Source organism: Catellatospora tritici (genome assembly GCF_019083965.1).
GTDB lineage: Bacteria > Actinomycetota > Actinomycetes > Mycobacteriales > Micromonosporaceae > Catellatospora > Catellatospora tritici.
Genome location: NZ_JAHRCY010000001.1, coordinates 641,342 through 663,094, shown reverse-complemented (window position 1 = coordinate 663,094; position 21,753 = coordinate 641,342). Strand labels below are relative to the sequence as shown.

Below are 21,753 nucleotides of genomic sequence, written 5' to 3'. Positions count from 1 at the left end.
GCACCCGGCGCAGCTGCGGGAAGAAGGTTGGAGAGGGGTGGTTGGGGTGGTGATCTCCTTACGCCGTCACCACGAGGGCAGTACCACACCCGCCGGCGGGCAGCTCCGCTCCGCCACCCGCCGGCGGCTGCGGTCTGGTCAAGACTGCCGCCGCAAGGAGATCACCACTCGCGGCTCAGCATTTTCAGCGCTGCCTGGTACCGGATCGCTTGTCAGGCCAGCCCGTGACCGGCCTGATGCCGTCTACCAGCCAGCGTAAGAACAGCAGGACGGCAAACGGTAAACCGACCGCGAGGACCACTGCGGCGATCCACTCGACTTCACCAGCGGGCCATACCGTCTCGGCTTCAGGTCCGCTGGCCCGAACCGCGAGTTCTCCACCAGGCCGCGCCTGGCGCTTGACCACTGCTCGTACGGACTCGATCTCGAAAGCGCCATCGTCAGCGACAAATCTGCCACGGCACGACCATCCATGCCGCAGGTCCTTCCCGATACCGAGGTCTTCACAACTTGCCACCATCACGGTCCCTGAACTTCCGACGAAGTTGGCCCGCAGGCCGTCCCACGCGGCAGGCACGCTCCAGGACCAAAACATGACGAAAACGGCCGTGACCGTCGCCAAGAAGCCGATCAACAGCCAATCCAGCCAGGTCGCCTGTCGCAGAGCAGCGATGAACTGCATCGGCCGCGGCCAGCGTGATTTTGGCTGCGGCCTTCGACGTCGCATCGCCAAAGGCTAACCGCGCCATGCAATCAAGCGCAGGACGGCGAGGACCGTCCCGGACGGGCTGGGGCACACCTGGGGCACACAAGGACGTGAAACAGCGGGAAGATCCGACCACTGACGGAGAGCGCCAGGCGTGAGCTTCTCCAGGCCGGAGATGTTCACCCTGGCGAACTCCGGGACGTGGGCCGTTCCGCTTCAACGTCTGACGCCGCCATTGACCGCACCGCCGCGCACCCCGCTGCGCGGAGGCTGCAGTTTCGGGGAAAGCGCACGAATCCAAGCCGGAATTCGTGCACTTTCCCCGAAACTGCATAGTGCCGGTCACAAGCCGCGCAACGCCTCGTAGAGATCGTCGCCGTACCGCGCCCAGCAGACCACAGAACCATCGGCGAGGACGCTGCCCATGTACCAGCCGTCGCCGTCGACGCGGACAAGGCACAGCCCATCGAAGCCGAGCGCCAGGTCAGGTTGCAGCGGCACATCGTCGGAACCCGGCTCGCGGTAGCTCACGGGTCGGTCGGTGGACAGCGCGACGGCGTCCTCCGCTCCTGACACCTGTCGAATGCGCTCCAGGCTCCAACCGTCGGGCAACTCCGAATCCATGGCGGCGAGCATGCCACGTGTCGGTTGTTCGGCCTCGCCTGCCAGGACCTGTCCGGAGATCGCAATCATGGCCGGAAGGGGTCGCGGGGGTGGGTCGGGTCGGCGTGCGGCCGCACGTGACGCTAGTCGCGCAGCGACTGGTACGCGGCCTCGACGCGGGCCGCCATGCCGATCTCGGCGTCGGTGAATCCACCGCCGTCGTCGACGCACAATTGGATCTGCGTGCGCCCGTCGAGCCGGCGGATGTGCGGTCGGACGCCGAACGTGTCGGCCGCGACCGAGATCCGCTCGGTGAGCACCGCGTGCTGGGTGTCGTCGAGCGGCAGGGTGCGTTTGAGGCAGTCGCCCTCATGGACCCAGCCGGTGAGTTGGGATAGTGCGTCGCTGAGGTAGTCGCGCCGTCGGCCCCGTCTCCAGACTGCGCCCATCAGCACCTCCCGCTCCATTCCCCCGGTGGCCGATATCGGCTTGTGGCCGAATCTTGTCCGCACCGTCACTCAGGTGATACCCATCCTGCCCGCATTTTGAGCGCGTGTCCACGCTCACAAAACCGACTTCCAGCACTTCACGGGACGCTGTGTGCAGGGTGGACTCGGCTCGTCACGCAGTGCTAACCATGAAGGCCCAATCTCTGGCACGCTGTCCGCCGTGCCTAACTTCTCCTCCGAGATCCGAATCATCGTCGGTGCCGCGATCATCGCCGACGGGCGCGTGCTGGCTTGCGAACGCTCCGAACCACCGGAGGTCGCGGGCCGCTGGGAGTTCCCCGGCGGGAAGGTGGAACCGGGCGAGACCGAGCCTGAGGCGCTGGTGCGCGAGTGCGAGGAGGAGCTGGGCGTCCTGGTCGAGGTCGGCGAGCGGGTGGGCGCGGACGTGCTGCTCGGTCACGGCCGCGCGGTGCTGCGGGTGTACGCCGCCCGCCTGCTCAAGGGCGTGCCGCAGCTGATCGAGCACGCCGAGCTGCGCTGGCTGGCCGCCGACGAACTCGACTCGGTGCAGTGGCTGCCCGCCGACGCTCCGATCGTCGCGGCACTGCCCGACCTGCTGCGCGGCTGAACCCAGCGCGAAAGCCCCGCCGACCTGGGTCGGCGGGGCTTTCGGCGTGCGGTCACGCCGGGGCTCAGTGGTCGCTGGCGCCCGGGTGGTAGTAGTTCAGGGTCTTCGGGTCGACCGGGAACGTGATGTCGTCGCCGAACGGGGACGCCGCGGCGGCCCGGTCGGACAGCATCTCGTTCAGGTTGACGTGACCGGCGGCGTTGACCTCCGGTCCGGGCGGCCCGGAGAGCGGGCGGCTGAAGTTGACCGGGGCGGCGCCCTCGGCCACGGTGACCGGGCCGGAGTGCACCGCGGGCTCAGCCACAGCGGTGCTGGTCAGCTGGTCACGACGAAGGATCTTGCGTCCGAATACCACGAGCGGATCATACCGGCGATCCACGACCCGTTCCTTCATGGGGATGATGGCGTTGTCGGTGATCTTGATGTGCTCGGGGCAGACCTCGGTGCAGCACTTGGTGATGTTGCAGTAGCCCAGGCCCTGCTGCTGCTGCGCGATCTCCTTGCGGTCGGTCCGGGCGTCGAGCGGGTGCATGTCCAGCTCGGCGGCGCGGATGAACAGACGCGGGCCGGAGAAGGCCGGCTTGTTCTCGTCGTGGTCCCGTACGACGTGGCAGGTGTTCTGGCACAGGAAGCACTCGATGCACTTGCGGAACTCCTGCGACCGGTCCACGTCGACCTGCTGCATCCGGTAGTCGCCCGGCTCGACGTCGGTCGGCGGCGCGAACGCCGGCATCTCGCGCGCCTTCTGGTAGTTGAAGGACACGTCGGTGACCAGGTCGCGGATGACCGGGAACGTCCGCAGCGGCGTGACCGTGATGGTCTCGTCCTCCTCGAACGTCGACATCCGGGTCATGCAGCCCAGCCGGGGCATGCCGTTGATCTCCATCGAACAGGAGCCGCACTTGCCGGCCTTGCAGTTCCACCGGCAGGCCAGATCCGGCTCCTGGGTGGCCTGAAGCCGGTGGATGATGTCGAGCACGACCTCACCCTCGTTGACCTCGACCTGGTAGTCGTTGAGCCGGCCGCCGGACTCGTCACCCCGCCAGACCTTGAACTGACGAACGGTCACGACAACTCCTCCTCGGTCATGTACTTGGCCAGCTCGGACTGCTCGAACAGGCCCAGCAGCTCGGGGGTCATGGTGGGGATGGGCTGGTGGGTGAGGTCGACGTCGCCCTCGACCGACAGCGAGCAGACCAGATTGACCTTGCGCCAGGTCGAGGACATCTTCGGGAAGTCCTCGCGGGTGTGGCCGCCGCGCGACTCCTCGCGCTCCAGCGCCGCCTTGGCGGTGCACTCCGACACCACCAGCATGTTGCGCAGGTCCAGGGCCAGGTGCCAGCCCGGGTTGTAGCGGCGACCGCCGGCTGCGCCGACCTTCTGGATGCGCTCGCGCAGCTCGGCCAGCCGCCGCAGCGAATCCTCGAGCTCGCCCTTGCGGCGGATGATGCCGACCAGGTCGCCCATCACGTCCTGCAGGTCGCTCTGCAGCGTGTACGGGTTCTCGCCGCCCTCACGCGTCAGCGGCGTCAACGCGGTTTCCACCGCGGCCGCCACCTGCGTGTCGTCGATCTTCGGCCGCGCGGCCAGCCCGTCGGCGTAGGACGCCGCGTACTCGCCCGCGCGCTTGCCGAAGACGAGCAGGTCCGACAGCGAGTTGCCGCCGAGCCGGTTGGAGCCGTGCATGCCGCCGGAGACCTCGCCCGCCGCGTACAGGCCGGGCACGCCCGCCGACGCGGTGTCCGGGTCGACCTCGACGCCGCCCATGACGTAGTGGCAGGTCGGGCCGACCTCCATCGGCTGCGTGGTGATGTCGACGTCAGCCAGCTCCTTGAACTGGTGGTACATCGACGGCAGCTTCTTCAGGATCTCGGCCGCGGGGCGACGCGAGGCGATGTCGAGGTAGACGCCGCCTGCCTTCGTACCACGTCCGGCCTTGACCTCGGAGTTGATCGCGCGGGCGACCTCGTCGCGGGGCAGCAGCTCCGGGGGGCGGCGGTTGTTGTCGGGGTCGGTGTACCAGCGGTCGCCCTCCTCGGGCGTCTCCGCGTACTGCTTGCGGAAGACGTCCGGGACGTAGTCGAACATGAACCGCTTGCCCTCGGAGTTCTTGAGGATGCCGCCGTCACCGCGCACCGACTCGGTGACCAGGATGCCGCGCACCGAGGGCGGCCACACCATGCCGGTCGGGTGGAACTGCAGGAACTCCATGTTGATCAGCTTCGCCCCGGCGCGCAGCGCCAGCGCGTGCCCGTCACCGGTGTACTCCCACGAGTTCGAGGTGACCTTGTAGGACCGTCCGACGCCACCCGTGGCCAGGACCACCGCCGGGGCCTCGAACACCACGAACTCGCCGGACTCGCGGTAGTAGCCGAACGCGCCCGCGATCCGCTTGTTCGCGCCCTCACCCTCCAGCAGCAGCTCGGTGATGGTGCACTCGGCGAAGACCCGGATGCGCGCCTGGTAGTCGCCGAACTTGGCCTTGTCCTCCTGCTGCAGCGACACGATCTTCTGCTGCAGCGTCCGGATCAGTTCCAGCCCCGTCCGGTCGCCGACGTGCGCCAGGCGCGGGTACTCGTGGCCGCCGAAGTTGCGCTGCGAGATCTTTCCGTCCTTGGTGCGGTCGAACAGCGCGCCATAGGTCTCCAGCTCCCAGATCCGGTCCGGCGCCTCCTTGGCGTGCAGCTCGGCCATCCGGTAGTTGTTCAGGAACTTGCCGCCGCGCATGGTGTCGCGGAAGTGGACCTGCCAGTTGTCGTTGCTGTTCACGTTGCCCATCGCCGCCGCGGCGCCGCCCTCGGCCATGACCGTGTGCGCCTTGCCGAACAGCGACTTGGAGATGATCGCGACCTTCTTGCCCGCGAGCCGGGCCTCGATGGCGGCGCGCAGACCGGCGCCACCGGCTCCGATCACGACGACGTCGTACGCGTGCGCTTCGATGTTCACCATAAGTCGTCGTCGCCCCTCAGCCGATGAACCGCAGGTCGTTGATCCAGCCGGCGGAGACGGCCATGATGTAGAAGTCCGTCAGCGCCAGCGTGGCCAGCGTGGTCCAGGCCAGACCCATGTGCCGGGTGTTCAGCTTCGACACGAAGCCCCACAGCTTGTAGCGCACCGGGTGCTTGGAGAAGTGCTTGAGTCGGCCGCCCATGATGTGGCGGCACGAGTGGCACGAGGCGGTGTACGCCCACAGCATGATCACGTTGACCCACAGGATCACGTTGCCCAGGCCGAACCCGAAGCCGGTCGGCGAGTGCATCGCGAGCACGGCGTCCCAGGTGTTGATGAGGCTGATGAGCACGGCGGCGTAGAAGGCGTACCGGTGCGCGTTCTGGAAGACGAGCGGGAAGCGCGTCTCACCCGAGTACGCGCCGTGGCCGTCGGGCACCGCGCACGCGGGCGGCGACATCCAGAACGACCGGTAGTACGCCTTGCGGTAGTAGTAGCAGGTCAGCCGGAACAGCAGCAGGAACGGCAGGGACAGCGCCGCGTACGGGATCCAGGGGCTGTCCGGCAGCGGCTGCCCGAACTCCGAGGCCTCCGGCACGCAGCCCTTCGACACGCAGGGGGAGTAGAACGGGGTGAGGTAGTGATAGGCCCCGACCCAGTAATACTTCTGCATGAACACCCGGAAGGTCGCGTAGGCGACCCAGGCGGTCAGTCCGATCACCGTCAGCAGTGGCGCCAGCCACCAGCGGTCCGTGCGCAACGTCTTGGCTTCGATCGCAGCGCGCGGACGCGCGCCGATCGGCCTCGTTGCCGTCGTCGTCATCTTTCGTCGCTCCCTGATATACCAGTTCGTGGGAACACGTGCGTGGATCAATCACCACACGGTACGCCGAAAGATGTCGATCATGTGACCGGGGACACTGTGATGTTAACGATCGCTCGGCATCGGTCCGAGCCGCAGCGCCCCGCCGCACAACGTCGTTGACCGCGCCGCGGTCCGGGCTGACCGAGTAATCAGGAAGCCGCGCGGGCGGCGCCCCACGGCTGCTCGAAGTGCGCGACGTACCGGTCGCACGCACCGCCGACTATGCGCCGCGACCAGCAGGTCGTCGTCGAACGTCCACACCGACCTGGCGATGTGCCGAGCAGACGGCCGACTCCCGTCGTCACACCTATCCGGATGAACTCACACCGCGACGTCTATCGGTCAAGTTGCCGGGCAGTCGGGCGTATCTTGGGGACGCTTTCCCACGATTGCCCGGCAACTTGAGGGATCTTGCTCAGCCGGATGCGCCGCCGGTCATGTTCCAGGAGGCCAGGTGCAGGGCGGGGGCCGTCCATGAGCCGAGGAACATTCGCGACGGTTGCGGGACCGCTTCGCCACCGACGCCGAGGACCTGACCGGGGGCCAGCGCCTGCGGGTACGCCTGGGTGAAGCGCAGGTTGCGCACCGGCCGGGTGACCTCGCCGTTTTCGATCAGCCAGACGCCGTTGCGGGTCAGGCCGGTCAGGGCGAGCTGGCGCGGATCGAGCACGCGGGTGTACCAGAGGTCGGAGACGAGCAGCCCGCGCTCCACCTTGGAGATCATCGACGAGACGGTGGCGGAGCCCGGCTCGAAGCCGAAGCTGTCGGGCATCGGGCCCCAGGACGGGTCGCCGCCGTGGCCCGTGGAGACCATCCCGCCCGTGGCAGCCGTGCGGCGGTCGTGGGCGAGGGCGCTGGTCACGCCCTTGTCGACGAGGACGAGGCGGCCGCGCGGGCTGCCCTCGACGTCGAAGGGCTGGCGCGGGTCGTCGTACAGCGTGATCTGCTCGTCGAACTGCGCGGTGCCGAGCTGGGCGAAGCTGCGGCGCTCGGCGTGGGCTTTGGCGTTGAAGCCGAAGTAGGCGAAGTTGGTGAGCAGGTCGCCGACGGCCTCAGGTTCGAGGATCACCTCGTACCGGTCGGGTGGGAGTTCGATCGGGTCGCGCTGGCTGGTCGCCTTGGCGTAGGCGCGGGTGCCCAGGGCGGCGCCGTCCAGCTCGGACAGGGCCCGGCTGGAGCGGCGGGCCACGCCGTCGGCGCCGGAGTCCCGGACGATGCCGTCCATGTCGGCGGTAGTGGCCGAAGCGGTCAGGGCCTGACCGGCGCTGTTGCGGTAAGTGCCGGTCCAGTGGCCGGTCTGGCAGTAGCCCGCGGTCTCCAGACCCTTGGCCGCGTCGACGAACGCGCGGACGCGGGCGGCCCGGTCGTCGGGGGAGGCGTCGCGGGTGGCGGCGTCGACCGTGCCGGGGAGCTGGAGTGGAGACGGGCCGGGCAGGCCGGGCCAGCCGGGGTCGCGTGGGGCGGAGCGGACGGCGGCCACCGTGCGGTCGACCAGCGAAGTCAGGCCCTCGGGGCCGGTCAACGTGGTCATGGTGGTGACGGTGCGGCCGTCGACGTGGGCGCGCAGCCGGACGGTGACGCTGTCCTCGGTGACGTTCTGGTGGATGAACGAGTTGGCGAACCGGGTCAGCGCCCGGTGCACACTGTCGGCCCCCACCTCGACCTCGCCGCCGGGCAGGGCACGACGGGCCAGGTCGAGGACCTGGTCGGCGATCTTCTCGACGTCGGTCATGCGCGGACTCCGACCCGTACGCCCTGGAAGCGGGCCGGTGCGGCCGGGTGACCGGTGTGACCGGACTGGGTCGGCTGACCCTTGCCGCAGTTGGGCGTGCCCCAGTACTCGATCTCGGACGAGAGCATGTCCATGGACTGCCAGAACTTGGGGCCGATGCCGGTGTAGCTGGGGTTGCGCAGCAGGCGGCCGCGCTTGCCGTGCTTCACCTCGTACGCGACCTCGCAGCCGAACTGGAAGTTGAGCCGCTTGTCGTCGATGGACCAGGAGCGGTTGTTCTCCATGAAGATGCCGTCGTCGGTCTCGGCGATGATCTGCTCGAGGGTGTGCGGGCCGGGTTCCAGGCCCACGTTGGTCATGCGGACCATGGGCAGGCGGGACCAGCCGTCGGCGCGGACGCTGCCCGCGTAGTCGAGTCCGGCCAGGGCGGCGGAGTCGCGTCCGGCCAGGACGCCGACCCAGATGCCGTCGCGTACCGCGTACCGCTTGGCGGCGGGGGTGCCCTCGTCGTCGAAGCCGAAGCTGCCGAGTGCGCCGGGCAGGGTGGGGTCGATGGTGATGTTCATGAGTTCGGAGCCGTAGCGCAGCGAGCCGAGCTGGGAGAGGTCCAGCCAGGAGGTGCCCGCGAAGGCGGCCTCCCAGCCGAGGATGCGGTCGAGTTCGATGGCGTGGCCGACGGACTCGTGGATCTGCAGGAACAGCTGCTCGGGGCCGAGGATGAGGGTGGTCTCGCCGCTCGGGCACTGCGGGGCGGTCAGCAGCTCGCGGGACTCCTCGGCCACGCGGGCGGCGTTGCCGAGCAGGTCCAGGCCCTGGATCAGCTCCCAGCCGCGGGTGCCGTACTGGCCGCGCGAGGCCGGGTAGGAGCGGACCTGGGTCTCGCCCTCGCCGATGCTGGTCGCCTGGATACCCGCGCCGCACTCGCGTACGTGCTGGTCGATGCGGTGGCCCTCGCTGGAGACGAACCACTTGCGGGTGTCCCAGACGGAGTAGAGGGCGGTGGCCACGTCGGCGCCGTGCTCGCGCATCGTCTTGGTGGCGTGCGTGAGCAGGTCGCCCTTGTCCGACAGCGGCACCGCCAGCGGGTCGATCAGGCATTCGCTGGCCCAGGTCGCGGTGCTGACCGTGGTCGGCACCAGGTCGGTCGCCCGTCCGGCGACGCTGGCGCTGGCCTTGGCGATGGCCGTGGCGCGAGCGCCGGCCAGGCGGGCCGCGCTGTCGGACAGCTCGGGTACGGCGTAGAAGCCCCAGCTCGAACCGACCAGCGCGCGTACGCCGATGCCCGCGGATTCGGTCGAGGACAGGTCTTCGATCTCGCCGTTGCGGGCGTCCATGGATTCGTAGCGCCGGTGCATCACCCGCGCGTCGGCGTACCGCGCTCCCGCGTCGAGAGCTGCCGAGACAGCCGCTTCCCCCACGTCAAAATAGGACATGATCACGAGCCTAGACGCTTGCGCCCCTGAGGGTGAGGGGTTAAGAGGGCGCCCTTCCTATACGCAGCGCGATAAGAAGGTGCCCTTCCTTCTCGTTGGGTGGGGTGACGACGGTGTCGGGGAGCTCGCCCAGGTCGTGGCGGGCGTAGGTCTCACTGTCCAGCTCCCGCGGCCCCAGATACCGCTCGGCCAGCGGCACCGGCAGCGTCGACCAGTCCCACGGGTCGACCGCGATCGCGGCGCGGACGGTGTCGGGGCGGCGGGCGGCCAGCACCGCGGCCAGCCAGCCGCCGAAGCCGGTGCCGTACGCGGTCACCCGGGTCATGTCCAGGTCGGAGTGCTTGTCGGCGAGCAGGCGGAGGGCGTCGGCCTGGTCGCCGACGGCCAGGTCCACGACCCGGCGGTGGGTGACCTTCTCGAAGCTGGGGGACACGCCGACGGTGCCCCGGCCGTCGACCAGCACCACCGCGAACCCGGCCTCGGCCCAGGCGCGGGCGTCGGCGAAGGCGGCGTGGTCGCTGCGTACCTGCTGGGCGGTGGGGGTGTCGGGGAGCAGGAGCAGCACCGGCAGACGGCGGCCGAAGACGTGGCCGGGCGGGTAGAGCACCGCGGTGGGCAGACGTCGGTCGGTGACCCGGTCCAGGGTCGGGCGGGCGAGGCTGGCCGGTACGGCCCGGCGCGGGGTCAGTTCGACGATCTGCCGTCCGGCGTGCCATACGGTGATCTGCTCGTCCTCGTCGTCGAGGCTGCGCAGGCCGGTGACGACGGTGTCGCCGCCGCACTCGGCGCTGTGCCAGCCCGGGGCGCTGGTCAGCCGGTGCACCACCATGCCGCCGCTGGTGCTGCTGCGGACTCGGAACAGGTGCTGCTCGGCGGGCTCGCCCTCACTCGCCTCGACGAGCAGGTCGCCCAGCTCACCGCCGGTGGAGCCCGGGCCGAGGCGGCCCACGACCCGGCGGACGTACAGCGTGGGCGGGGTGAGCAGGGTGCCGTCGGCGAACAGGCAGCGCGCGTCGTACCCGTCGTGGGAGATCTCGCCGCCGACCAGGACCCGGCCGTCGGCCAGGTGGCGGGGCGTCCCGTCGACCGGGTTCACCCAGCGCGGATCGGCCAGCTCGGCGTGCACCTGGGTCTCCCCGGTGCGCCGGTCCACGGCCAGGATCAGGCCGTGCCCCTGCGAGCGGCGCAGCACCGTGATCAGCGGCCCGCCGTCGGCCCACCGCACCGCCCCCAGGTACGGGTAGATCTCGCGGTCCCAGTGCACGTCCACCCAGCCGCCGTCGAGGTCGAGCAGGTGCAGTGACACCTGGTCGCCCTGGCGGCGGGTGGCCATGATGCTCTCCCCGTCGGGCGCCCACCACCAGCCGGTGTCGCGCCCGAAGTAGGCCGCGTGCGGGTCGGCCTCGCCCCAGCGCACCCCGTCCGGCTCCCCGGCCAGCAGCTCGTCGCCGCCCTCGGCGACGGGGCCGATCGGGGCGACCCGGATGGCGCCGTCGTACAGGTAGGCCAGACGGCGGCCGGTCGGGTCCGGTCGGGCCTGGTCGACCGGGCCCGGGGTCGGCACCGGTCCGGTGGCCTGACGGTGGTGCAGCCAGCCCCCGGAGATCCACACCACGGTCGCGCCGGTGCGGTCGAAGGCGAACGTGTCGACACCGGTGGCGAGTGTGGTGACGCGTCCGGCCGGAAGTTCGCACAAACGCAGCACGCCGTGATGCAGATGGCCGACCCGTAGACCGTCGCTGCTCACGGCAATGGTGTGTCGGCCCGTACCGGGCCGGACCTGCTGCTCACCCATGGCCGGATGCTATCGACGCGACGGGCTGGCGCGTGGCGGTTTGCCTGATGCGGGCTAGAGTGACCGGGTGGCCCGCAGCATTCTGTTCGTTCACGCACACCCCGACGACGAGTCCATCGGCACCGGCGCGACCATGGCGCACTACGCCGCCCTGGGCGCCAAGGTGACCCTGGTGACCTGCACCCTCGGCGAGGAGGGCGAGATTCACGTGCCCGAGCTCGCCCAGCTGGAGGCGAGCCAGGCCGACCAGCTCGGCGGCTACCGGCTCACCGAGCTGCGCGCCGCGCTGGCGGCGCTCGGGAACATCGACCACCGGCAGCTCGGCGGTGCCGGGCGCTACCGCGACTCCGGCATGATGGGCACCCCGGCCAACGAGCACCCGCGCGCGTTCTGGGGCGCGGACCTCGAGGAGGCCTCGGCCCACCTGCTCGCGATCATGGACGAGGTGCGGCCGCAGATCGTCGTCACGTACGACGCGAACGGCTTCTACGGTCACCCCGACCACATCCAGGCGCACCGGGTCGCGATGCGGGCCAGCGAGCTCGCCGCCGAGCGGGGCTTCGGGCCGAAGAAGATCTACTGGACCGCGATGCCGCTGAGCGTGCTCAAGGCGGGCGTCGAGGCGTTGCGCGACTCGACCGACAACCCGTTCGCGGGCATCACCAGCGTCGAGGACTTCCCGTTCGGCACGCCCGACGACCAGGTGGCCGCGTGCATCGACGGCTCCGACTACCACGACGCCAAGATCGCCGCGCTGAGGGCGCACGCCACGCAGATCCCCGAGACGTCCTGGCTGTACTCGATCGCCGGCAACTTCGGGCAGGAGTTCATGGGCGTCGAGCACTACACGCTGGCGCTGGGGGAGCGGGGGCGCGGCGACGGGCCGTACGGCTGGGAGACCGACCTGTTCGCCGGACTGGGGTGACCACGCTGGAGACACGCCCCGCCCTGCGCGCGGTGGATCTGCTGCTGCGCGTGGTCGGGGCGGCGCTGGCCGTGGTGCTCGGCGTGCTGACCGCCTTCGCCGAGGCGGCCTGCACCGGGCTGCGGCTCGGCGGCTGGCCCGCGGTGTGGGTGTTGCCGCTGGCGGTCGGGGCGAACGTGTTCCTGATCTGGTTCGCCCGGACCGCGGTCGGCGTGCCGTGGGCGTGGTGGTTCGCGGCCGTGCCGTGGTTCCTGGTGATGGTGTTCGCCGTGGGTGGCACCACCGAAGGCGATCAGCTGGCCAACTCGTGGCTGGGCCTGGCGCTGCTCGCCCTCGGTGGTATGGCCCTGGTCGGCCCCGTCGCCTTCCTGAGCGCCCGCCGCCCCCGCCCGAACTCCGGCTCCGGCTTCGGCTCCGAGTTTTCATAGACGCTGGGCGGGCGCCGGGTTTTCATAGACGCTGGGCGGGCGCCGGGCCGCGGTGGTGGGTCAGGTGCCGAGGGAGTCCAGGCGGGTCACGGCGTTCTGGTACCCGGTGGCGGGCACGCGTTCGGTGCTGGTGAACGGCCGCTCGATCTGGTGGATCGTCACCAGCAGCAGGGTGATCATGCCGACCACGGCGGTGGTCATGGCCAGCTGCGTACCGATGTGGTCGAACCGGAAGAACAGGATCGGCATCCCCGCCAGCAGTGCCCCGAACAGCAGCGCGAACCAGGTCACGCTGCCGATTCGCTTGTCCGCCAGGGCGAGGCGGTCCTCGCGGGCCTGCATCACGGTCTGCACCACGGACTCCGGGCTGTCGCCGCTGTCGTCGGCGTTCGCGGGCACCCGGGCGCTGACCGAACGCAGGTTGTCCAGCACGGTCCAGCCCTCGTCGCCGGCGGGCAGGCCGGCACGAAGACGGGGCAGTTCCTGGTCGAGGATCTCGTGCAGGTACTGCTTGGACAGTGCGGTGATCTCGGCGCGCAGCTCGGGCGGGCTGTTCTCGGCCGACCACGTGATCGCCTGCACCGCCTGGGCTTCCCGGTAGGTGGCGGCGCGGGCGTCGTTGCCGATCTGCCACACGTCGATGAAGACGAACGCGGCGACGACGGCGTACAGCGTGCCGGTCATCGAGAAGACGACGCTGAGCACATCGTGGATGTCGGCGCGCTGGTCTGGCGGCCACGAGCGGCGGATGAGCACCACCGCCGCGGCCGCGAGGCCGGAGACGCCGAGGAACCACAGTAAGCCGATCACGTACGCCTGCATGCCGTTCCTCCGCCGATTCGCCCAAACTGTACATCTGGGGCTATACAGGATGGTATGCGTACCAGCCCCCGATATCGACACTTCCTCGGCGCCATCGCGGCCGCCGGAGCCGCGATGGCGTTTCCGGTGCTGCTGGCCGGACCGGCCAAGGGCCTGGCCGCGCCGCTGCCGGGCGTGTTGCTGCAGGTGCGCACTCCGGTGCCCAATGTGCCCTCCGACCTGGTGGAGCTCGACCCGCGCACCGGAGCGGTGCGACTGGTCGCCGACCTGGACTTTTCCGTCAACGCCATCGGCTGGGACGCCGCACAGCGGCTGCTCTACGGGGTGGCCACGCGCCGGTTCTCGGCGCCGCTCGGCGACGGCGGACACCTCGTCTCCATCACCCGAACGGGTGTCGTGACCGACCACGGCCCGGTGCGCGGGCGGCCGCCGGGTTCGACCACCCCGATCTCCCACGCGTACGGCGGCACCGCGGCCGACGGCCTGCTCTATCTGCAGGCCGACGACCGTCTGCTCATCCTCGACATCGGACCGTCCAGTCCGAAGTTCGGGCACGTGCTGCGCGACCTCGCCCTGTCGACACCGGCCTACCTGGGCGACTGGGACCTGAACCCCGCCGACGGGCTGCTCTACGGCGTCGACTCCAGCACCGGCGGCCCACCCGTGCTGGTCCGGGTCGACCCGGCCACGGGCGTCGCGACCCGCCGGGCGCTGGGCGGCGCACCACGCCAGGGCGGGACGTACGGCACCTCGGCCGTGCTCGACGGCGACCTCTACACGGTCAACAACGGCGAGGGCCGGACCACCACCCAGTACCGGATCGACCTGGGCGGCGCGACGGCGGTGCAATTGGCCACCGACTCCCCGCTGAGCAGCACCGACGGCGCCTGGCTCGCCGCGCCGCCCAGCCCGTCGCCCTCGCCCAGTCCGTCCCCGAGCCCGTCACCCTCGCCGAGTCCGGCACCGTCGCCGAGTCCCAGCCCGAGTCCGCCGCACCGCCCCAGCCCGTCACCGAGCGCGACCCCGAGCCCGAGCCCGCTGCCGCTGCTGCCCAGCCCGATCGTGGCGCCGCCGGTGCTGCCCGCACCGGTGGTGCCGCCGCCGTCGCCCACGCCGCGGCCGACCCCGCCGAGCCCACGGCCGCGACCCCGGCACCAGGTGGCCGCCGTGGCGCACCCCGAACACCACCGCGACCCGGTCAAGACCGGCCGGAACACGGTGACCATCCTGATCCTGGGCCTGTCCGGAGGGCGGCTGCTGCTCAGTCGCTTCTCGCGGCGCTGAGGTCACCCGGTGGGGTGCGTGTCACGTTACCGACACCACACCCGGCCGCCGCCGGTCGTGAACGTGCAGGTCAGAACGTCTGGCACCGACGGTGCGGGTAAGCCCGCACCGTACGGACCATGGACACTGACCGGACGTCTGCCCAGGATGTCCTGGTCACGTAACGGCCGGGGAAAGGGCGACGATGAGGTTGACGGGTCAGCTGTGGCGGCGGCACGCGGCGGTGAGTGTCGTCGGGGCGCTGAGCGTGCTCACCCTCGCCGGGTACGCCCGGGAGGCCGGTCCGGCCCCGCTGTCCGTGCCCGCGGCCAACGCCGTCGAGGCGGGCCTGGTCGCCACGTACGAGCGGATCAACGGGACGGTGGCGCAGCACGAGGCGGTCGAGGTGCTCACGTACCGCGCCTACCAGCAGCCGCTCAAGGACTGCATGACCAAGGAGCACTTCTCCTACACGCCGCCGCCGTTCGTCAAGACCGGCAGCGACCGCACACTGCTGCCGTTCGAGGTGTCGGCGGTGGTCGAGCCGGGCGCCGAGAAGCTGCTGACCAGTGTCGCCGCGTCGGTCGAGGCGGCCACGGCGCAGGAGGAGTACAGCAACCCGGGCTTCGACCGCCTGCCGCCGGAGAAGCGTCAGCAGTACTCCGATCAGCTGGTCTACTGCGAGCCGCCCGCGGAGTCGTACGAGGGCAAGTTCGTGCCCGAAGCGAGCCTGGACCTGGACGCGCAGTTCCTGGAGCTGCTGCGCGAGGTCGGCGACGACCCGGCGGTGCAGTCGGCGATGCTCGGCTACGGCAGTTGCATGGCCAAGCAGGGCATCACCGCCCGTGATCTCGGCGAGCTGTACGCCGCGGTGCGCGAGAAGTTCAACGACCACGGCCGTCCGGTGAGCCCGAAGACCTTCCCCGGCCCGTGGAAGGAGGCGATCGCGTTCCAGGACAAGGCGGTCGCCGCCGACCGCGCCTGCCGCACCCCCGTGTGGCAGCTCGCGATGGCGGGAGCCCGGGACCGGCTGGCCGACTTCACGGCGGCGCACGAGGGTGACCTGAACGCGCTCGGGGCGCAGTGGCAGGAGCTCGGGACCCAGGGCGCGGCGGTCAAGGCCAAGCTGCCGCTGTGACGCTCAGCCGGCCGCGATCGCCTCGATCGCGGCCAGTTCCTCGGGCAGCATCACCGCGTGGCGGGCACCGGCGATGGTGAGCGCGATCTGCTGGTCCAGTGCCGCGACGGTGGCCGCCCGGTCGGGGGTCAGCGGCCCGCGATCCGGGGCGGTGCAGGCGGTGCGCAGCATGCGCAGGCTCCGCAGCATCGGGACGACCACGCTCGGGTGCGCCGAGGCGAACACCCGCAGCTGGTGGAAGGCGTGCTCGACGTAGTCGGCGTGACCCAGCTCGTACGGTGTGAGCAGCGTGCGGTCCTGCTCGTCGCGTACGGCGCGGGCGGGCGTCTCAGCCAGCATCAGCGGCCGCAGCACCGAGGCCATGCGCAGGATCACCTCGATCGCGGTGGTGGGGTCGTTGACCGCCGGAGACAACGCCCGCAGCCCGATGTCGGACAGCTGGCGCAGCCCGAAGTCGATGTCCTGCTGCATGGTCCGGGCCACCCCGACGATTACCGCGTCGCACAGGAGCCGGGCACTGACCCTCGGGTCGGCTGGTACCGGCCAGATGGTGACCATGGGCGTGCCCGCCACCAGGTATGCCCCGACGCGGGTCTCCAGCCGTACCACCGAGCCGGGCGGCGCGGCCGCGATCAGGGCGCGTCGGCTGAGCTGCTGCACCCAGCCGTCGTGGATCGCCGGAATGGCCAGCCCCGGCCCCAGGGCGGTCAGGTCGGGCGGGTCCACGGGCCGACCGACCTGGACGCCGATGTGCGGCCCGTACGGCAGCTCGGCGATCAGGCTGGTGGTCTCCCGGGCGACGCGTTCCATGATCCGGCCGACGTACTGCTGGCGACTGATGCGGTCCAGGTAGACCACGATGGTCAGCACCGAGGCGATGGTGAGCAGCAGCGCGAAGCCGACGGTCAGCGTCGGCGCGACGGTGGCGGCGGTGTCGACCCGGGCCAGCGCCAGCACGCAGAAGGCGAACGTGCTCAGCAGCAGCCCCACCAGCACCTGGCCGGGACGGTCGCGCCAGAACCCGCGCAGCACCCGGGGTGAGAACTGCCCGCTGGCCAGCTGGAGCGACACGACCAGCAGCGAGAACACCACCCCGGCGGTGGTGATCATGGCGCCGGCGATGATGCCGAGCAGGGTGACCGCGACGTCGGGAGTGAAGGTGACCCACTCGCTGAGCATTCCGACGTGATGTGCGTCGATGTGCCCCAGCAGCAGCGCCAGCGCCACCGAGGCGGCCAGCATCAGGGCGGGGATGAACAGCAGACTCTCGGCCAGCCGGTCGCGCAGGGCCCGGCTGCGCAGTCGGCGCACGTGGGGTGCGACGCGATGTTCAAGCTCAGAGTCGGATGAACCACCCATATCGACCTATTTTCTCGAATGTGGGCGAGCTTCGTATATCGCGTTACCCTAGACCGCCAGGTGCCCCGTACGTGGCCGTGTTTCGGCGCGTCGACCTGCGGGATTCCGTCAAGAGGCCCCACCAACGATGATGAGGTTCGTCTGTGTTCTCCACCCCCGGCAAGTCCCGGCGACGCTGGCTGATCGCAGGTACGACCACCGCCGTCGCACTGGCGTTGGTCGCCGCTTTCGCTGGATATGCCCTCGGTAGCGAAGTCCCGCGCAACGTGCGCGTCCTCGGTGTCGCCATCGGCGACCGAGACCGGGCCGAGGCCGCCGACGCGCTGCGCGACGGGCTCGCCGCCCGTGCCGACCAGCTCGCCGCGCCGCTGACGGTGCACGTCGGCGACCAGACCACCACCGTGCAGCCGCAGGACGTCGGCCTGGGCGTGGACGTGGACGCCACCGTGGCCTCGGCCGCGAACGCCGCCTACCGCCCGTGGGACGCGCTGACCTCGACGTTCGGTACGACCGACGTGGCCCCGGTGGTCACCGTCGACGCCGCGCGCCTGGCGGCCGCGCTGCAGCCGGTCGCGGCCAAGGCCAGCGGCGCCGCGATGACGCTGCCCGGGGTGGTCTTCGACGGCCGTACGCCCAAGGCGGTCTACCCGAAGCCCGGCCGGGCCCTCGACCCGGCCCGTGCCGCCGACGCCGTGCGCGACGGCTGGCTCAAGGGTGAGGTCACCGTGCCGCTGGTGGACAAGACGCCGGTCAGCACCGCCGCCGACGTGGACGCGATGATCGCCGAGGTCGCCCAGCCCGCCGTGGCCGCGCCGGTGACCGTCGACACCCCGAAGGGCAAGCTGACCCTGTCGACCCGGGTCATCGCATCGAGCCTGGCCATCGGCTCGGATGCCGACGGCAAGCTGACCGTGAAGGTCGACGACAAGAAGCTCCGCAGCGGCTGGAAGACGACCCTGGACCAGGTCGAGACGCAGCCGAAGAACGCCGCGATCGACGGCAAGGACGGCAAGGCGCGGGTCGTCGCCAGCACCGGCGGCACCCTGGTCGACACGGCGAAGCTCGCCGCCGACCTGGTGCCGGTGCTCAAGCAGGCCGGTGCGCGCTCCGTGACCGCGCAGATCAACGAGGTGGCGGCCGCCACCACCGCGAACGACCTGGCCAAGCTCGGCATCCGCGAGCAGGTGTCGTCGTTCACCACGTACTTCACCGGTGGGCTGGAGAGCCCGCGCAGCAAGAACATCGTGCAGATCGCCAAGGAGGTCGACGGCGCGATCGTGCAGCCGGGCGAGACCTTCTCGCTCAACGGCCACACCGGTCCGCGCGGCTATGCCGAGGGCTACCACGACGCCCCGATCATCATGGACGGCAAGCTGGTCCCGGGCGTGGGCGGCGGCGCGTCGCAGTTCACCACCACGATCTTCAACGCCGCGTACTACGCGGGCCTGAAGGACGTGGAGCACAAGCCGCACTCGTTCTACTTCAGCCGCTACCCGGCGGTCATCGAGTCGACCATCATGTACCCGTCGCTGGACCTGCGCTTCACCAACACCACGCCGTACGGGGTGCTCATCGACACGTCGTACACCTCGGACTCGATCACGGTGAGCATGTGGTCGACCAAGGTCTACGACAGCATCACGACGAAGTACGACCCGAAGCGCGACATCACCGAGCCGAAGAAGATCTCGCTTCCGGCCGGTCCGACCTGCATTGCTACTCAGGGTAGCCAGGGCTTCACGCAAGACGCCTGGCGCATCTTCCGCAAGGACGGTAAAGAGATCAAGCGGGAGAAGTTCACCTGGCGGTATGACGCTGAGCCACAATACGTGTGCGATGCCAAACCGCAGTGATATGCGCTGAGGAGGATGCCATGAAGGAGCGGTGGCTGCCGGTCGGAGTGATCGCGGCGGTGCTGTTCGCAGTCAACGTGGTGGCCCGGTGGGTCGCCAAGGGCATCAAGGACGCCGACAGGCAGTCCGTTGCCGGACTGGTGGCGCTCGGCGTGATCGGCCTGGTCTTCTTCGCGATGGCGGTCTACTGGGGACGGGTCCGGCCGCAGGCCCGGGTCGTCGCCGACCTGGCCGCCGCGGGTGGCGTCGCCTGCCTGCTCAGCATCCTGGTCGGGCCGCTGCTGGCGGGGGAGAACCCGTTCGCGCAGGGGGCCGGGGCGTTCTTCAACCAGATCTGGCTCTACGCCGGGGTGTTCGTCGTCGGCACCGGGCTCGGTCTGGTCGGCCTGATCGCGTTCGCCTCGGACTACCGGGCCCGCCAGCTGAGGGCGTTCGCGCAGCAGAGCAAGGCCCGCCCGCGCCGCGTGTAGGCCGTACCGGTCACGGTTCGTCCGCGCCGGAGGACACCTCGGTGTCCTCCGGCGTCTGCCGTGGTGCCCCCGGGTCGGCCGCAGGGATCTCCAGCAGCGCCAGCACGCGCAGCAGCCCGGTGGTCAGCTCCTCGATCCGGCCCGGCGTGGCCGTCCGCACCGACTCGCACACCGTGTAGATCTCGTCCCCGCTGATCGTCCACGTCGGCACTTCGCGGCGCACGTGCGCCCGCCGCAGCGCGACAGCCGTGAACCGGTCGGCCAGGCTCAGATCGTCGATGACGATGCGGTACTCGGTGAGGAACAGCTCCTCGTCGCGGACTCTGCGGCCGCCGCTGCGCCGCCGGTGCACCGAGGCGCCCGGATGCTCGCCCGAGAGCCTGATCGCCACGAAGGTGCCCGTGCCCGAGGACCGGGAGACCGCGCCACCGAGGCCGTCGTGCTCCCAGCGCAGCGCGCCCGCGGTGACCTCGCGGCCGTCCACGATCTTGGTGAGCGCGTGGGTCACGGTCACCGCGCCGCCCTCGCCGAGCTGCCGCGCCGACCAGGGCCAGATTTTTCGGTCCGGCACCGCCGACCAGCCGTCGGCGGCGGCCCAGCGGTCGAGCCGCCACTGCCGCAGCCGGTGCCAGGCGGACACCACGGCGACGAGCACGACGGCGCCCAGGACGAGGAGCAGGAGCGCTGCCGGCGCGCCGACCTGGTGCGCGAGTGCCCGACCGGACAGCTTCACCGTGGCCAGCACGGCGGTGGCCCCACAGCACATCGCACCCATGCCGGCGATGGTCAGGCAGCCTCCCCAGAACCCCGTCCGGGGCGGCGGGGGCGCGGGGGACCTGGAGACCCAGGACCGGCGGGGCGGATCGGTGCTCGACACGACCGCACGTTATCCGGCCAGGTCAAGCCGCCGGTCAGCGGAGCTGGTAGCGGGTGTAGACGTGGTGGCTGGTGAAGCCGAGACCCGCGTACAGCGCGAGGGCGCCCGTGTTCGGCGAGTTGACCTGCAGGAACGCGTCGGTGGCGCCCTGGGCGGCGGCCCACCGGGCCAGTGCCCCCATCGACGCGGCAGCCAGCCCTCGGCGGCGGGCGGCCGGAGAAGTCTCCACCCCGAACACGCCCAGCCAGCGGCCCGCGCCGGTGACCGTGCCCCGGGCCCGCGCCAGTAGCGCGCCCGCCTCGTCGAAGTGCTGGGCGAACACCACGCCGGGCACGGCGGTCAGCACGTGCCGCGCCGCGTCCGGCAGCGGTCCGAGGCTTCCGGCGATCATGGCCAGGAGCTGCTCCGAGGGGGTATCGGCCAGCGCGAACTGCGCCCCGTCCGGGGTCGCCGCGATCAGCTCGTCCAGCGGGCAGGTCTGCACCTGCACGGTGCACTCGACGTGCCAGCCGCGCGCCAGCAGTTCCCGCTCGACCGCCGAGGCCAGCGGCAGCGGCACGTCGACCTGCGGCGGTAGCCCCCGCTCACGGTAGAAGTCGACCACCGCGTCCACCGCCCGGGGCAGTGGCAGGCCGGGGTCGCCCACCGGCAGCGCCGAGTTGGCCCGACCGGTGTACCCGTCGGCGGCGCGCAGCCACCAGTCGCCCAGCGGTTCGCGCACCGGCGCGGGCCACGCCTCGGCGGCGGCCAGTTCCAGCGCGGCGACCTCGCGGGCGGTCGGGCCGCGCCGGGCCGGGACCACCTTCGCCCGGTGCACCTGCGCGAGCGGCACGACGACCACGCCTTGGGATGTGGTGACGGACAGCTCGGTGTCGCTGAGACCGGTGAGTTCGCCCAGTACATCGGTGAACTGGGGGCGTTCGTCTTGGAAACCGACGAACCTGCGTACCACCACGCGGGACCCGAGATCGTTCTTAGCCAACACTGACTACCTACCTCCCGTCCCCGGATACTAGGCTTGCGCTTGGCCGCGTGGAGCGGCGGAGCGTGCACGTCCCACGGTGGGCTGGTCATTTCCGGGGGACAGGCGGGCTCCGTGGAGAAGTGCGTGGAAGGACGATCAGTGACCTACATCATCGCCGAGCCGTGCGTCGATGTGCTCGACAAGGCCTGCATCGAGGAGTGCCCCGTCGACTGCATCTACGAGGGCAACCGGATGCTGTACATCCACCCGGACGAGTGCGTCGACTGCGGCGCCTGCGAGCCGGTCTGCCCCGTCGAGGCGATCTTCTACGAGGACGACGTGCCGGAGCAGTGGCGCGACTACGTGACGGCGAACTACGAGTTCTTCAACGAGCTCGGCTCGCCGGGCGGCGCCTCCAAGATCGGCAAGATCACGGCTGACGCGACCTTCGTCGCGGCCCTGCCGCCGAAGGAAGGCGAGCACTGAGCACCGGC

Annotated in this window: 21 protein-coding genes; 8 read left to right on the top strand and 13 right to left on the bottom strand. The window is 70.6% G+C overall.

Features of this window, described 5'->3' with window-relative positions; translation table 11 throughout:
- Nucleotides 1-184: 184 nt before the first annotated feature.
- The 3 genes from KUA19_RS02890 to KUA19_RS02880 all read right to left on the bottom strand — a co-directional run bounded on the left by KUA19_RS02890 (nt 185) and on the right by KUA19_RS02880 (nt 1,758).
- The gene (locus tag KUA19_RS02890; RefSeq protein ID WP_217394459.1) at nt 185-682 is read right to left on the bottom strand and encodes a hypothetical protein; all 498 of its coding nucleotides are present in this window, start codon (nt 680-682) and stop codon (nt 185-187) included.
- 366 nt (nt 683-1,048) lie between these two features.
- Nucleotides 1,049-1,399: a hypothetical protein gene (locus tag KUA19_RS02885; RefSeq protein WP_217394458.1), complete on the bottom strand. Its 351-nt coding sequence runs from the start codon at nt 1,397-1,399 to the stop codon at nt 1,049-1,051.
- A 53-nt stretch (nt 1,400-1,452) separates the two neighbouring features.
- Nucleotides 1,453-1,758, bottom strand: a complete 306-nt coding sequence (locus KUA19_RS02880) for a 4a-hydroxytetrahydrobiopterin dehydratase (protein ID WP_217394457.1) — start codon at nt 1,756-1,758, stop codon at nt 1,453-1,455.
- Between the two features lie 220 nt (nt 1,759-1,978).
- On the opposite strand from KUA19_RS02880, the gene KUA19_RS02875 reads away from it, so the two are divergent.
- Nucleotides 1,979-2,386 carry a (deoxy)nucleoside triphosphate pyrophosphohydrolase gene (locus KUA19_RS02875; RefSeq protein ID WP_281302830.1) on the top strand — a complete coding sequence of 136 codons (408 nt, stop codon included), beginning with the start codon at nt 1,979-1,981 and terminating at the stop codon, nt 2,384-2,386.
- 64 nt (nt 2,387-2,450) lie between these two features.
- On the opposite strand, the gene KUA19_RS02870 is transcribed toward KUA19_RS02875, so the two are convergent.
- The 6 genes from KUA19_RS02870 to KUA19_RS02845 all read right to left on the bottom strand — a co-directional run bounded on the left by KUA19_RS02870 (nt 2,451) and on the right by KUA19_RS02845 (nt 11,160).
- A complete protein-coding gene (locus KUA19_RS02870) occupies nt 2,451-3,455 on the bottom strand; it encodes a succinate dehydrogenase/fumarate reductase iron-sulfur subunit (RefSeq protein ID WP_217394456.1) in 1,005 nt (334 codons plus the stop codon).
- Entirely contained in the window at nt 3,452-5,335 is a 1,884-nt protein-coding gene (locus KUA19_RS02865) for a fumarate reductase/succinate dehydrogenase flavoprotein subunit (protein ID WP_217394455.1), read from the bottom strand. Before KUA19_RS02865 ends, KUA19_RS02870 begins: the two co-directional genes overlap by 4 nt.
- Nucleotides 5,336-5,351: 16 nt before the next feature.
- On the bottom strand, nt 5,352-6,158 hold the full coding sequence (gene sdhC, locus KUA19_RS02860; protein WP_217394454.1) for a succinate dehydrogenase subunit SdhC: 807 nt from the start codon (nt 6,156-6,158) through the stop codon (nt 5,352-5,354).
- A gap of 457 nt (nt 6,159-6,615) precedes the next feature.
- A complete protein-coding gene (locus KUA19_RS02855) occupies nt 6,616-7,932 on the bottom strand; it encodes a TldD/PmbA family protein (RefSeq protein ID WP_217394453.1) in 1,317 nt (438 codons plus the stop codon).
- Complete coding sequence (locus KUA19_RS02850) at nt 7,929-9,365, bottom strand: TldD/PmbA family protein (RefSeq protein WP_217394452.1); 1,437 nt, start codon at nt 9,363-9,365, stop codon at nt 7,929-7,931. Before KUA19_RS02850 ends, KUA19_RS02855 begins: the two co-directional genes overlap by 4 nt.
- 40 nt (nt 9,366-9,405) lie before the next feature.
- On the bottom strand, nt 9,406-11,160 hold the full coding sequence (locus KUA19_RS02845) for a S9 family peptidase (protein ID WP_217394451.1): 1,755 nt from the start codon (nt 11,158-11,160) through the stop codon (nt 9,406-9,408).
- A gap of 67 nt (nt 11,161-11,227) precedes the next feature.
- Here KUA19_RS02845 and mshB point away from each other — a divergent pair, with 67 nt between their 5' ends.
- Both mshB and KUA19_RS02835 read left to right on the top strand, forming a co-directional pair.
- Complete coding sequence (mshB, locus tag KUA19_RS02840) at nt 11,228-12,085, top strand: N-acetyl-1-D-myo-inositol-2-amino-2-deoxy-alpha-D-glucopyranoside deacetylase (RefSeq protein WP_217394450.1); 858 nt, start codon at nt 11,228-11,230, stop codon at nt 12,083-12,085.
- Nucleotides 12,082-12,513 (top strand): hypothetical protein, encoded by a 432-nt coding sequence (locus KUA19_RS02835; protein ID WP_217394449.1) that lies wholly within the window; start codon nt 12,082-12,084, stop codon nt 12,511-12,513. Before mshB ends, KUA19_RS02835 begins: the two co-directional genes overlap by 4 nt.
- Nucleotides 12,514-12,573: 60 nt before the next feature.
- Here KUA19_RS02835 and KUA19_RS02830 read toward each other — a convergent pair whose 3' ends face one another.
- Entirely contained in the window at nt 12,574-13,335 is a 762-nt protein-coding gene (locus KUA19_RS02830; protein WP_217394448.1) for a bestrophin-like domain, read from the bottom strand.
- 54 nt (nt 13,336-13,389) lie between these two features.
- Here KUA19_RS02830 and KUA19_RS02825 point away from each other — a divergent pair, with 54 nt between their 5' ends.
- Nucleotides 13,390-14,619 (top strand): DUF6923 family protein, encoded by a 1,230-nt coding sequence (locus KUA19_RS02825; protein ID WP_217394447.1) that lies wholly within the window; start codon nt 13,390-13,392, stop codon nt 14,617-14,619.
- A gap of 184 nt (nt 14,620-14,803) precedes the next feature.
- Complete coding sequence (locus KUA19_RS02820) at nt 14,804-15,736, top strand: hypothetical protein (protein ID WP_217394446.1); 933 nt, start codon at nt 14,804-14,806, stop codon at nt 15,734-15,736.
- Nucleotides 15,737-15,739: 3 nt separating this feature from the next.
- Here KUA19_RS02820 and KUA19_RS02815 read toward each other — a convergent pair whose 3' ends face one another.
- A complete protein-coding gene (locus KUA19_RS02815; protein ID WP_308167291.1) occupies nt 15,740-17,047 on the bottom strand; it encodes a DUF2254 domain-containing protein in 1,308 nt (435 codons plus the stop codon).
- 191 nt (nt 17,048-17,238) lie between these two features.
- Between KUA19_RS02815 and KUA19_RS02810 the strand changes: the two genes are divergently transcribed.
- Both KUA19_RS02810 and KUA19_RS02805 read left to right on the top strand, forming a co-directional pair.
- Nucleotides 17,239-18,948: a VanW family protein gene (locus KUA19_RS02810; protein ID WP_308167290.1), complete on the top strand. Its 1,710-nt coding sequence runs from the start codon at nt 17,239-17,241 to the stop codon at nt 18,946-18,948.
- A 20-nt stretch (nt 18,949-18,968) separates the two neighbouring features.
- Nucleotides 18,969-19,418 (top strand): hypothetical protein, encoded by a 450-nt coding sequence (locus tag KUA19_RS02805; RefSeq protein ID WP_217394444.1) that lies wholly within the window; start codon nt 18,969-18,971, stop codon nt 19,416-19,418.
- 10 nt (nt 19,419-19,428) lie between these two features.
- On the opposite strand, the gene KUA19_RS02800 is transcribed toward KUA19_RS02805, so the two are convergent.
- Nucleotides 19,429-20,295 carry a hypothetical protein gene (locus tag KUA19_RS02800; protein ID WP_217394443.1) on the bottom strand — a complete coding sequence of 289 codons (867 nt, stop codon included), beginning with the start codon at nt 20,293-20,295 and terminating at the stop codon, nt 19,429-19,431.
- Nucleotides 20,296-20,329: 34 nt separating this feature from the next.
- Nucleotides 20,330-21,280 (bottom strand): GNAT family N-acetyltransferase, encoded by a 951-nt coding sequence (locus tag KUA19_RS02795; RefSeq protein ID WP_217394442.1) that lies wholly within the window; start codon nt 21,278-21,280, stop codon nt 20,330-20,332.
- A 138-nt stretch (nt 21,281-21,418) separates the two neighbouring features.
- Between KUA19_RS02795 and fdxA the strand changes: the two genes are divergently transcribed.
- On the top strand, nt 21,419-21,745 hold the full coding sequence (gene fdxA / locus KUA19_RS02790) for a ferredoxin (protein WP_217394441.1): 327 nt from the start codon (nt 21,419-21,421) through the stop codon (nt 21,743-21,745).
- Nucleotides 21,746-21,753: the final 8 nt, after the last annotated feature.

Excerpts from the sequence above, each read along its gene's own strand:
- KUA19_RS02890 (WP_217394459.1), bottom strand. The coding sequence starts at position 682 with ATGCAGTTCATCGCTGCTCTGCGACAGGCGACCTGGCTGGATTGGCTG.
- KUA19_RS02885 (WP_217394458.1), bottom strand. The coding sequence starts at position 1,399 with ATGATTGCGATCTCCGGACAGGTCCTGGCAGGCGAGGCCGAACAACCG.
- KUA19_RS02880 (WP_217394457.1), bottom strand. The coding sequence starts at position 1,758 with ATGGGCGCAGTCTGGAGACGGGGCCGACGGCGCGACTACCTCAGCGAC.
- KUA19_RS02865 (WP_217394455.1), bottom strand. The coding sequence starts at position 5,335 with ATGGTGAACATCGAAGCGCACGCGTACGACGTCGTCGTGATCGGAGCC.
- sdhC (WP_217394454.1), bottom strand. The coding sequence starts at position 6,158 with ATGACGACGACGGCAACGAGGCCGATCGGCGCGCGTCCGCGCGCTGCG.
- KUA19_RS02855 (WP_217394453.1), bottom strand. The coding sequence starts at position 7,932 with ATGACCGACGTCGAGAAGATCGCCGACCAGGTCCTCGACCTGGCCCGT.
- KUA19_RS02850 (WP_217394452.1), bottom strand. The coding sequence starts at position 9,365 with ATGTCCTATTTTGACGTGGGGGAAGCGGCTGTCTCGGCAGCTCTCGAC.
- KUA19_RS02845 (WP_217394451.1), bottom strand. The coding sequence starts at position 11,160 with ATGGGTGAGCAGCAGGTCCGGCCCGGTACGGGCCGACACACCATTGCC.
- KUA19_RS02830 (WP_217394448.1), bottom strand. The coding sequence starts at position 13,335 with ATGCAGGCGTACGTGATCGGCTTACTGTGGTTCCTCGGCGTCTCCGGC.
- KUA19_RS02825 (WP_217394447.1), top strand. The coding sequence starts at position 13,390 with ATGCGTACCAGCCCCCGATATCGACACTTCCTCGGCGCCATCGCGGCC.
- KUA19_RS02820 (WP_217394446.1), top strand. The coding sequence starts at position 14,804 with ATGAGGTTGACGGGTCAGCTGTGGCGGCGGCACGCGGCGGTGAGTGTC.
- KUA19_RS02805 (WP_217394444.1), top strand. The coding sequence starts at position 18,969 with ATGAAGGAGCGGTGGCTGCCGGTCGGAGTGATCGCGGCGGTGCTGTTC.